The sequence below is a fragment of the Aquimarina atlantica genome (assembly GCF_000626715.1).
GTDB lineage: Bacteria > Bacteroidota > Bacteroidia > Flavobacteriales > Flavobacteriaceae > Aquimarina > Aquimarina atlantica.
Genome location: NZ_AQRA01000002.1, coordinates 508006 through 520544 on the forward strand (window position 1 = coordinate 508006; position 12539 = coordinate 520544).

General features: G+C 32.4%; 9 protein-coding genes. 7 read left to right on the forward strand and 2 right to left on the reverse strand.

The window, feature by feature from the left end; translation table 11 throughout:
* Positions 1-87: 87 nt before the first annotated feature.
* Together ATO12_RS06670 and ATO12_RS06675 are read right to left on the reverse strand one after the other, a co-directional pair.
* The gene (locus ATO12_RS06670) at positions 88-624 is read right to left on the reverse strand and encodes a helix-turn-helix domain-containing protein (protein ID WP_034240333.1); all 537 of its coding nucleotides are present in this window, start codon (positions 622-624) and stop codon (positions 88-90) included.
* 64 nt (positions 625-688) lie between these two features.
* A complete protein-coding gene (locus ATO12_RS06675; protein ID WP_034240335.1) occupies positions 689-2524 on the reverse strand; it encodes a cation:proton antiporter in 1836 nt (611 codons plus the stop codon).
* Between the two features lie 132 nt (positions 2525-2656).
* Here ATO12_RS06675 and ATO12_RS06680 point away from each other — a divergent pair, with 132 nt between their 5' ends.
* The 7 genes from ATO12_RS06680 to ATO12_RS06710 all read left to right on the forward strand — a co-directional run bounded on the left by ATO12_RS06680 (position 2657) and on the right by ATO12_RS06710 (position 12507).
* On the forward strand, positions 2657-3514 hold the full coding sequence (locus ATO12_RS06680) for a universal stress protein (RefSeq protein ID WP_034240336.1): 858 nt from the start codon (positions 2657-2659) through the stop codon (positions 3512-3514).
* A complete protein-coding gene (locus ATO12_RS06685; protein ID WP_034240337.1) occupies positions 3515-5773 on the forward strand; it encodes a SulP family inorganic anion transporter in 2259 nt (752 codons plus the stop codon). It abuts the gene before it with no gap.
* A gap of 187 nt (positions 5774-5960) precedes the next feature.
* Positions 5961-6821 (forward strand): MBL fold metallo-hydrolase, encoded by an 861-nt coding sequence (locus ATO12_RS06690; RefSeq protein WP_034240338.1) that lies wholly within the window; start codon positions 5961-5963, stop codon positions 6819-6821.
* Complete coding sequence (locus tag ATO12_RS06695) at positions 6805-8511, forward strand: S8 family peptidase (protein WP_081801989.1); 1707 nt, start codon at positions 6805-6807, stop codon at positions 8509-8511. Before ATO12_RS06690 ends, ATO12_RS06695 begins: the two co-directional genes overlap by 17 nt.
* Positions 8512-8521: 10 nt before the next feature.
* Complete coding sequence (locus tag ATO12_RS06700; RefSeq protein WP_034240525.1) at positions 8522-10351, forward strand: M1 family metallopeptidase; 1830 nt, start codon at positions 8522-8524, stop codon at positions 10349-10351.
* 109 nt (positions 10352-10460) lie between these two features.
* A complete protein-coding gene (gene rnpA / locus ATO12_RS06705) occupies positions 10461-10838 on the forward strand; it encodes a ribonuclease P protein component (RefSeq protein ID WP_034240545.1) in 378 nt (125 codons plus the stop codon).
* Positions 10839-10884: 46 nt separating this feature from the next.
* Positions 10885-12507 (forward strand): S41 family peptidase, encoded by a 1623-nt coding sequence (locus tag ATO12_RS06710; protein ID WP_034240340.1) that lies wholly within the window; start codon positions 10885-10887, stop codon positions 12505-12507.
* The last annotated feature ends 32 nt before the right edge of the window (positions 12508-12539 follow it).

Here is a 12539-nt window from a genome sequence, read left to right on the forward strand (position 1 = left end):
ATCAATAATTAATGAAAGAAAGCTGAAGAAAACGACTTGCCAAAAACACGCCAAAAACCTGTCAATAGCCGTCAATGTTCAAGAAAACTATATGATACTAAACTTTAATTTAAAATAAAGCTTGTTGTTTTTATGTAGCTCGATACTATTTCTTAAGATAATCAAAACATTTGCAAGTAGTAGAAGTAAGAGTAACGCTATAACAATATTACGCCCTAATTCTCCTAAATCTATAATATTTCCGGTTAGGTATACTACGATCATTATTACAGACCAAAGTATTTGAATAGTTATTATCTGCGCAGTTAATGCATTCAATTGTTTTTTGATAAGTGTTATTACTAAGGGTATAAGAAAACATACAACAGGAATAAAAACAACGATTAAAGAAGAAAGATTAATTATATTGACTAAGTTATAATTGGGTTCGACAGTGAGGTTGTCTTTATTAAGTAAATCTATTTCGTCTACATCCAGAGCTTTAGCCAGAGCTTTCAACGTATATCCTTTTGGGTCTATTCCAGACTCAATTCGCTGAATAGTTCGTACAGAGATTCCAGACTTTTTCGAAAGTTCTTCTTGCGTTAAATTAAGTTTCTCTCTATATGCTACTAATTTTGACATATTTAAAATGGAGGACTTTTGTACGACATGCAACAAGTAATTATTCTATAAAGGATATCATACTTTATTTTACCTCTTCGATATCTATAGGCTTACCAATATAGGCCAGAAAACTTCCTTCTTCTACCTGTTCTATTTCTTCACTAAACGAAGATATGATTCTAATATTTTTATGGGTGTCTTTTATAAATAACGGAATAATATCTTGATCTTCTTTGGTTAGCTCAATTAATGCTCTATACTGCTTTTTATCCTTAATTTTTATTTCCTGTATTCCCGGATACTTTTCTGTGAGTTCAATAAGCTTATAATAATCATCGGTATGAGAAAACAATCCTTCATGAGGAGTTTTTTGAGGGTCTAACATTTCTTCAGAAGTAATTAGTCTAAAAGCTCCATGTTCTCCAAATTGATCTTTATACTTATCAATCACGTACTTATTTATATCATTGTTACCGGTAAGTGCCATTAAATACCCAATATCGTTTAATTCGATATTGTCTTTAAGCTGATCACCATAAATATTCCCTTCGATCGCTTCTAGGCCTAGATCTTTGGCTTTATTGATATTATCTCTATTACTATCTACCAAAACGACATGACGATTATTATTTTTGATATACGCTGCGATCAATCTCGAAATTTTGGAAGCACCGATAATCAAGATTCCCTCAGATTTTTTAAGAAAAACACCTACCAATTTGGCAAAAAGACGTGCTGTAGTAGCATTAAGTAAAACAGTCCCCAATACAATCATAAACACCAGGGGTGTAATATATTCTGCTCCCGGAACTCCTTCTTTATATAGCTTTAACCCAAATAATGATGCAATACCTGCTGCTACAATACCTCTTGGTCCTACCCAGCTAATAAATAATTTTTCGTTGGTTTTAAGTCCAGAATTAAGAGAACTCAAGAATACACCTGCGGGTCTTACTATAAAAACAACAATAACAAAAAGTAAAACAGCCTGCCAATTATAGATTAGTTGTAAATCTTCGATGTTGATATTTGCTGCGAGAAGGATAAATAATATCGAGATCAAAAGTACACTTAGAGATTCTTTAAAATATAGAATCTCATCAATATGAGGAAGATTTATATTTCCTAATACCATACCCATAATTACTACAGAAAGTAATCCAGATTCATGAGCAAAAGTATCTGATAATACAAAAACACCTAATACCAATGCAAGGGTTACTACATTAAGTAAATAATGTGGGATAATTTTTTTCTTTAGAGAAAATGCCAACGCGTGAGCAAATGTAAAACCAAATGTAAAACCAACAAGTATAATTTTTCCAAATTCGATTAAAGCCGTTAGCGTAAATCCTTCACCACCACCTACTCTAATAAACTCAAATACCAAAACGGCCACCAAAGCACCAATAGGATCAATCAAAATACCCTCCCACTTTAGAACAGCAGATACATCTTTTTTAAGAGGAATATTTCTTAAAATTGGAGTTATTACTGTAGGACCAGTTACAATAATTAATGAAGAAAATAAGAACGAGATGGGCCAGCTTAGATCAAAAATATAGTGTGCTGCCAATCCTGCGCCAAAAAAAGTAACAATAACAGCAATCGTGATTAATTTTATAATCACTGGGCCTACATTAAGAATTTCACTTCTTCTTAAGGTAAGGCCACCTTCAAAAAGAATAATACTTATCGCTAAAGAAACAAAATAAAATAAACTCTCCCCGGGAAAAAGACCTTCTATCCCGTTCCAGATAGGTTGTATCAATTTAGTGCCGTCATTAGTAAATAATGTAGCAAAAGGACCAACCAAAAGTCCTATAAGAATTAACGGTAAAATTGCGGGTATTTTAAATTTCCATGCCACCCATTGAGCCAAAATTCCTAATATAATTATTCCTGCAAGTTCTAACATGCTTTATTCTTAAATCAAATTAATGTGAGAAAGATCGGGATTTTTTTAAAAATAACAGAAATAAGTGCTATTTTCTGATTTTAAAAAAATAAGTTTATATTTCGCGACTTAAAATTAGTACAAAATAAATCTTTGAACGAATTACCTCATCATAAATTTAATACTATCCTTATTGGTGTAGCTTTTTCTCCAAACCTTAAAAATAATATTTTTGAGGCTATGCGAATGGTCGATTTTTTTGATTCTAAAATGATCATTGTTCATGTAGGCGAAAAAACGAATGAGAAAGAAGATAATATAAAAAAGCTAATTTCAGGATTTTCTGACGATGATGAAAAAGTAAATGTTATTTGGAAACAAGGGGATCCAGTTACAGTAATTATTGAAACAGCCAGAGAAAATAATGCTGATCTTATCATGCTTGGTGCTATCCCAAGAGAAGATTTTCTTAAATTTTATATTGGGTCAATTGCACGAAAAATCACCAGAAATGCACATTGTTCTGTTTTGCTGTTAATAAAACCATCAGAAGACTTACGACCTTGTAATCATATCGTAGTAAATGGTCTTAAAGATGAAGCAACCCAAAAAACGATACTGGATTCGTTTGAAGTGGCCCAGAATCTTGGTGCACAAAAACTCACTATTGTAGAAGAGATTTCTCGTCAAGAAGTTAAGGTTATTGTAGAAGATGATCAGTCTTTGCTTAAAGACACATTAATAAAAGAACAATTAGCCCAAAAAGAAGATCTTAGAGTACAGCATATCTTAAACGATGTTCCTGAAGATCTTAAAACAGGTATTTTAATAAAAACACAATCTATATTTGGAAAAAGAGGATATTCTATTGGTCATTATGCAAAAGTGGTCGCTGCGGATCTTCTTATTATGAATGCTCCGAAAAGAACAACGTTTTTAGATCGTATTTTTCTTCATGATCTTGAGTATATTTTATCAGAATTACCAACAGATGTTTTAATTATGAGATAAATGAAGAAAACGAATAACACTACATCTGGTTTTTTATCTCAGTTGCCAAAGAATATTTTTTCGGGTTTTGTAGTCTCACTAATCGCACTACCACTGGGATTAGGATTGGCTTTAGCTTCAGAAGCTCCACCTATCTCTGGTGTAATTGCTTCTGTTGTTGGAGGGATTATTGTAAGCATTTTTGGAGGATCTAAAGTTACAATTACGGGTCCAGGTAATGGATTGGTTGTTGTTTTACTAGGGGCTATAACAACTCTTGCTAATGGTGATCTTTATCAAGGTTATATCTTTACATTGGCTGCCATTATATGCTCGGGAGCATTAATGATCATTATTGGGCAATTGCGATTAGGGATTCTGAGCGACTTTTTCCCTTCTTCGGCAATTCAGGGAATGCTTGCTGCTATAGGAATAAGTATTTTTGCAAAACAGTTTCATGTGATGCTTGCTAATACAAGCATTAAAGGAGATACTATTTCTTTGTTAACAGATATTCCTCATAGTATTTCGTTATTATTTAAACCCGAATATAGTGCTATTGCTGCATTAGTTGGAGTTGTGAGCCTATTGATTATGTTTTTTTATGGTAAAATCAGAAATAAATATTTTCAATTGGTACCTGCTCCTATGTGGATCGTTCTTATTGCTGTTGGTTTAAGCTATTATTATGAATTCTTTTCAAGCGCTCCTTATCCTATAGATGACTCCTTATTGGTACAAATACCCAATGATGTTTTTTCAAACTTCCCTACTCCAGATTTTTCATTAATTCTTGATTTTAAATTTATAGGAGTAGTTATTGCAATAACTTTAATTTCGAGTATTGAATCTCTACTAAGTATTAAGGCTGTAGATAAGCTGGATCCTTTAAAAAGAAGGTCAAATATAAACAAAGATCTTACTGCCTTAGGTATTGCATCGATTGTTAGTGGTTTTTTAGGAGGGCTTAATGTAGTTACTGTAATCGCCCGTAGTTCTGTAAATGTTAATAACGGAGGTACTAACCGAACTTCTAATTTCTTTCACGCTGTATTCTTAATATTATTTGTAGTTTTATTTCAAGATCAACTTAAAAGAATTCCACTTACAGCGCTGGCAGCTATTTTGGTGTATACGGGATATAAGCTGGCGGCCCCTAAAAACTTAAAAATTGTTGCCAAAATTGGTAAAGAACAGCTTATTATTTTCTTTGCTACAATTATAGCAACGATAACAACAAACTTAATCACAGGAATCCTTATCGGAATCCTAACAACGATTATTATACATTTTATCCTTAACAAAAGTGTACTCTTTTTTATCAGAAATCTTTTTAAACCTAATGTTCTTATGTTTAAAGAAGGTTTTAACGATACTTATTTTGTTAGTATAAAGAATTTTTCAAGCTTTCTTAATTATTCTCGATTAAAAAGAAAATTAGATACAATTCCTGAGAATCAGGATGCTATAATAGATTTTTCTCTTTGTGATTTTGTAGATTATACTGTACAGGAAAGTTTATTGGGATATCAAGAAACTTTTAAGAGAAAAGGAGGTTCTTTTGAGATTACAGGACTAGATATTCATGGTACTTCTTCAGAACACCCTTTAGCAATAAGAAGTTTGATTCCTTTTTCTAAAAAAATTAAAATAGGAGCAAAATCAAACCTTACCAAAAGACAAAAAGATTTACAAAATATTGCGAATAACTTTTCCTGGAAATATGACCCTAAAAAAGATCATGATGTTTCTGGTTTGCATGATTTTGTGTTCTTTAAAACTAAAAAAATCAATTATCTAAATAATTCTATTTATGACTCAAAGTCTATTTTTAGAATTTCTGATACCGAATTTTCTGAAGGTGAATTTATTGCCCGAACTTTGGTGAGAACCACAATCATGACGATAAAATTAAAAACTGAAGTTCCTAAATTTACATTAGACAAAGAGGGATTATTAGAATTTATATATAAATTCTCAGGATTTAAAGATATTTTAATTTCTGGCCATCCTGATTTTTCTAAACGGTTCTTTCTTTTAGGAGAAAAACCCGAAAAAATTAAGTTGTTCTTTACTAATGAATTAGTGCTGTTTTTAGAGAGTAATCCATATTATCATATAGAATGTAATGGTAGCTATTTGTTGGTGATGAGAAAAGAACGTTTGGCTAGCATTAAAGAGATCAAAGCTTTATTAGATTACGGAACTCGCCTAGAAAAAGTGATATCAAGTATACAATATGAGGAATTATTGTTAAAAAGTCCAAAAATTAAATCTTGATCCCTGCCATTTTTTCTATTTTGCAAAGATTTTTAATTAGTACCGAAATAAGCTATTGGATTAGATATACAGAAAATGTCTTAAAAACACTTTTGACCCCAGAAAATAATTTGTGCTTTAGACATGTATATCTAAATAACTTTTGGCGATAATCATATTAATTAAAGACAGAATTAAAAATAAACAAATGAATCTACATCCCATAAACGCAGGAAATTTTAAACTTGATGGAGGCGCTATGTTTGGAGTGGTTCCAAAAGTTTTATGGAACAAAACCAACCCTGCAGATGAAAAAAACCTAATTGATATTGCAGCAAGATGCTTACTGATTGAAGAGGGAGACAGGTTAATTCTTATTGACTCTGGAATGGGAGATAAGCAATCTGAAAAATTTTTCAGTCATTATTCACTTTGGGGAAATGATAGCTTAGATACCTCTTTAAAAGCAAAAGGATTTCACAGAGATGATGTTACCGATGTTTTTATTACTCATCTTCACTTTGATCATTGTGGTGGTGTAGTGCAATGGAATAAAGCCCGAACGGGATATGAATTAGCTTTTAAAAATGCTCGCATATGGAGCAATGAAGAACATTGGCAATGGGCTACACAGCCTAATGCTCGAGAAAAAGCTTCTTTTTTAAGCGAAAATATTATGCCGATACAAGAAAGTGGACAATTAAATTTTATTTCCAGATCAGGTACATCATTCCAAAAAAGCACAGAATTGGGTTTTGGCGTACTATTTGTTAATGGACATACTGAAAAACAAATGATTCCGCATATAGAACATAAAGGAAAAACAATTGTGTTTATGGCAGACCTTCTGCCTACAGCAGGTCATGTTCCTTTGCCATATGTAATGGGTTATGATACAAGGCCTTTATTAACCTTGGATGAAAAAAAGCTGTTTCTTGATAATGCCGCTACTAATGGATGGTATTTATTCCTGCAACATGATGCTCATAATGAAATAATAACAGTACAACACACCCAAAAAGGGGTACGATTAAAAGAAGTTTTTACTTGTCATGAAATATTTAATTAAAATAAAAGATCAAATGATTCCCTCATCTAATAAAATTATTACCACCATTGCCTCGTCTATGATTTTGGTAAGCTGTGGTGCTCCAACCATTATTTCTACACCTATAGAGAACATAGACACAATTCCTTTAAAAAATATAGATCTAACAGATGCTCAACTTAAAGGATGGAATTCGCTTGATTTGGTTTCTGATACCGTTCCTGGGATGAGTGTAAATAAAGCTTATAATACTCTTATTAAAGGTAAAAAAGGTAAGACTGTTATTGTTGGTGTTATCGATAGCGGTGTAGATATTGAGCATGAGGATCTGGATGGAGTGATCTGGACAAATCCGAAAGAGATTAAAGGAAACGGAAAAGATGATGATAACAATGGTTATATTGATGATATTCATGGGTGGAATTTTTTAGGGGATTCTGAAGACGAAAATCTTGAGTATGTGAGAATCATAAAAAAGTTTAAACCAAAGTACGCTGGTAAAACTCTTGCTTCTATACCCGAAAATGATCGAAGTGAATACCAAAATTATATTGCAGCCAAAGCAGAATTCGAAAAAGAATATCAGGAAAACTCTGCCCAAAAAACGCAATACGAACAAATACTTCAACAATCAAAAATTTCGCACAAAGCAATTACAGATGCACTAGGAAAAGAAGACTATTCTCGAGATGAGCTTTTAAAAGTAGAAGCAAAGACTCAAGAGATGCAACAGCATGTTGCTTTTCTTGCCCAAATGTTTGGGTTTATGGATCCTGGTGATACTGTACCCGATTTTATAAAAAATCTTAAAGAAGGGGTTGATCATTTCACAGATCAGTTAAATTATAACTTAAATCCCGAATTTGATGGTAGAACTGTAGTAGGAGATAATGTAGATGATATCACAGATGTCAAATATGGAAATAACAACGTTATGGGACCAGATCCAAAAAAAGAAGGTATCAAACACGGGACTCACGTTGCCGGTATAATCGCTGCAGAGAGAAATAATGGAAAAGGAATGAATGGTATAGCACAAAATGTGAAAATAATGGCAGTTAGAGCAGTTCCTAATGGAGATGAATACGACAAGGATATTGCGCTTGCCATACGATATGTTGTAGATAATGGAGCCAAAGTAATTAATACTAGCTTTGGTAAATACTACAGTACACATCCAGAATGGGTAAGAGAAGCTATTACTTATGCAGCCTCAAAAGATGTATTGATCGTAAATGCAGCAGGAAATGAAGGAACAGATCTAGATAAAAAGGCAGTATATCCTAATGATCAAACTAATAATGGTTCTGAAATTGCCGATAATTTTATTACCATTGGTGCTTTAAATTATGCTTATGGCTCTAATTTGGTAGCTGATTTCTCTAATTATGGTAAAAACAATGTTGATGCATTCGCTCCTGGAGTTAAAATATGGTCAACAACACCTAATAATTCATACGAATATCTGCAAGGAACTTCTATGGCGGCTCCGGCTGTAGCAGGAGTTGCAGCGTTAATTAGATCATATTATCCTAATCTAAAAGCTCCTCAGGTAAAACAAATACTTATGGACAGTGGATTAAGTACAAAATCCTCTGTAGTTATTGGTGGAGAACAAACTAATGTAGGAAGCTTTTCTGGGTTATCTAAATCGGGTAAAATGGTTAATTTGTATAATGCCCTTATTATGGCAGATAAATTGTCTAAATAATTCATTTATTATGTTTAAAAAAATTGGTTTTGGCTTTTTAGTTGGTATTTTTTGTGTCACAGCACAAAACAATACTTCGTATTGGCAACAACAGGTAGATTATACGATGAATGTGGATATGAATGTTGAAAATTTTCAATATGAAGGGACACAAGAGCTCATCTATTCTAATAATTCTCCTGATACGTTATATCAAGTATTTTATCACTTATATTTTAATGCATTTCAACCAGGAAGTGAAATGGATATACGTTCTCGTAATCTTCCCGATCCCGATCCCAGAGTTGGAAGCAGAATAAGTAAACTTACTCCCGAAGAAATTGGATATTTAAAAGTTTCTTCCTTAACGCAAAACGGAAAACCATTAACATATAAAACTGCGGGAACTGTTTTAGAAGTATCTCTAGATAAACCTATTGCACCAGGAGAAAAGGTTACTTTTTCTATGAAATTTAACGGTCAAGTACCTGTACAAATACGCCGTTCAGGAAGAAATAATAAAGAAGGTATTGCATTATCAATGACACAGTGGTACCCAAAAATTGCAGAATATGATTTTGAAGGATGGCATGCTGATCCTTATATCGCAAGAGAATTTCACGGAGTTTGGGGTAATTTTGATGTGACCATAACTATTGATAAAGATTATATTTTGGGTGGTACTGGATATTTGCAAAACCCACAAGAAATAGGGTATGGATATGAAGAACCCGGTACAAAAGTAAGTAGAAAAGGCAAGAAGCTTTCGTGGCACTTTAAAGCGCCTAATGTGCATGATTTTGCATGGGTTGCCGATCCAGAATATTTACACGACACTGTGAAGGTGCCTAATGGTCCTACACTTCATTTTTTGTATAAAAACAAGAAAGAAATTATAGAAAACTGGAAAGATCTACAGCCCAAAACTGTAGAGTTGATGAAGTATTTTAGTGAAAAAATAGGAAAGTACCCGTATGATCAATATTCTGTATTACAAGGTGGTGATGGCGGTATGGAATATGCCATGTCGACTCTAATCACAGGAGAAAGAAATTTTGGTAGCCTTGTTGGCGTTACAGCGCACGAAATGGCACATTCATGGTTTCAACATATTCTGGCTACTAACGAAGCTAAACATGAGTGGATGGATGAAGGATTTACCAGTTATATTTCTACTCTGGCAATGAATGATGTAATGAAACAGAATAATCCTAATTCGCTAAGAGGGATGTACCAGGGGTATTATCAATTAGCTACTTCTGGTATAGAACAACCACAGACGACTCAAGCAGATCACTATTCGCACAATGCCGCTTATGGAGCTTCTGCATATACAAAAGGAGCTGTTTTTCTATCACAATTAGGATATATTATTGGAGAAGATAATCTTGCAAAAACGATTAAAAGATATTTTGATGAATGGAAATTTAAGCATCCTACTCCTAATGATTTTAAAAGGATAGCAGAAAAAGTGTCTGGAATACAATTAGATTGGTATCTAACAGATTGGACACAAACCACAAATACCATAGATTACGGAATCAAAGATGTAGTTGCTAATAACAACACGACCAAAATCACTTTAGAGCGTATCGGATTAATGCCAATGCCTATTGATCTTTATGTAGAATATAAAGATAGCACTATAGAATCATTCTACATTCCTTTAAGAGTGATGCGTAATGAAAAAGAAAACCCAATCCCATCGATGAAAAGAACTATATTACCCGATTGGCCCTGGACAAACCCAACTTATTCTTTAGATCTTTCTAAACCAAAATCTGAAATAAAATCGATAGGAATCGATATTACAAATACTATGGCTGATGTAAATCCTAAAAATAATAGTTTTTCAGAATAGTTGTTATTAACAAGATAAATCACATAGACTAGAGTCTTATTAAAAACCGGTTTTAGTACCGGTTTTTTTATTGCTGCTATAAAAAATCTATTCACTACATTTAATGCTTATGAAGGCTACTTTTAATAAAAAAGAGAGATTAAAAAGCAAAAAGGAAATAGAATTACTTTTTTCTGAAGGAAAATCTATTTCCAAATACCCCATTAGATTAGTATATAGAAAATCAAACCTTGAAGAGAGTATTAAAATCAGAGCGGGCGTATCAGTTAGCAAACGTAACTTCAAAAAAGCAGTAGATCGTAATTGTATAAAGCGTTTAATGCGTGAAAGTTATAGAAAAAATAAGTATATTGTACCCAACACTACTCATCAATTCACTTTTATGTTTTTATTTTCAGGTAAAGAAATACCCGAATATTCGTTAATAGAATCTAAAATAAAAGGAATATTACAAAAATTTGTCGAACAAGAAATAAAATCAAAATAACAGCATCACATGTTTACTTGATTTGCAATATTTAAAGAAAATATCAATGAAGAAGAGAATTATCTACCCCGTAGCTGCCGTGATTATCTTACTATCTACAGTAAGTTTTAAGTCAGATTTTTTTGAAATCGCTAAGCAGATTGAAATTTTCACTACTATGTTTAAAGAATTAAACATGAATTATGTAGATGAAACAAATCCTGCAGAATTAATGGATACGGCAATCAAAGCCATGTTAGATGATTTGGATCCCTATACTAAGTATTGGAACGAGCAGGATGTTGAAGCTTCAAAAATACGTAACGCAGGAGAATACACAGGTATTGGATCCTCTGTAAAAACAATAAAAGATAAAATCATCATCATAGAGCCTTATAAAGGGTATCCTGCTGATAAAGCAGGTCTTAAAGCAGGTGATGAGATTATACAAATAGGAGATGTAAAAGTAGCCGATTTTAAAGATGATGCAGGAGAACTTCTTAAAGGAGCCAGCGGAACTAAAGTGAACATTACTTATAAAAGACAGGGAGTAACTAAAACTACAGTATTAACACGAGAAGAAATAGAAGTAGATGCTGTTCCTTTTTATACATTGCTAAATGATAATACCGGATATATTGTATTATCAAAATTTAATAACAAAGCCTCTAGTGAAACTATTGATGCTTTAAAAGATTTAAAAGCCAAGGGAGCTGATAAAGTAATTTTAGATTTAAGAGGTAACCCTGGCGGTTTATTAAGTGAAGCTATAAATGTTACTAATATTTTTGTGCCAAAAGGAGAGTTAATCACTACTACAAAATCAGTCGTTAAAAAATATAATAAAGAATATTTTACCAAAAGAGAGCCCATTGATATCCAGATTCCTTTGGTCGTATTAGTAAACGGAAGAAGTGCATCGGCAAGTGAAATTGTTGCAGGTAGTATTCAGGATCTTGATAGAGGTGTAGTTATTGGTGCCAGAAGTTTTGGTAAGGGATTAGTACAGCGACCAAAAAAACTAACTTATGGTACTCAATTAAAAATTACTATTTCTAGATATTATACTCCAAGTGGAAGGTGTATTCAGGCATTAGATTATTGGAATCGTGATAAAAATAATAATGCTGTACGCATTAATGAGCAAGATTTTAAAGCCTTTAAAACCAAAAACGGAAGAACAGTATATGATGGTGGAGGTATACAGCCTGATATCGAATTAGAGACCTCTAAATTCAGTAAAATTACTACAGCTTTATTGCGGTCTGATGCTATTTTTGAATATGGAACAAAATATTATTATTCTCATCAATTAAAAAAATCCTCTGATTTTAAATTTACAGATAAAGATTATGAAGAGTTTAAAAATTTTGTAAAACAAAGTGAGTTTAATTTTGAGACCGAAACCGAAAAATCATTTAAAAAATCATTAGAAATAGCGAAAAAGGAAAAGTTTGATAAAGATATCATCACTACTTATAACACCCTTATTACTTCGATAAATACTTCTAAACAGGCAGCTTTAGACACTTATAAGACCGAAATTGTTAATTTACTAACAGATGAAATTATTAAACGTTATTTCTATCGCGAAGGATTATATAATTATTACGTAACACATAACCCAGAAGTAGCTAAAAGTCAGGAAATACTAAGTAATAAAAATAAGTACGAAGAACTTTTAAAATAAAGATAAAGGCTCATTAAAAAATGAGCCTTTAT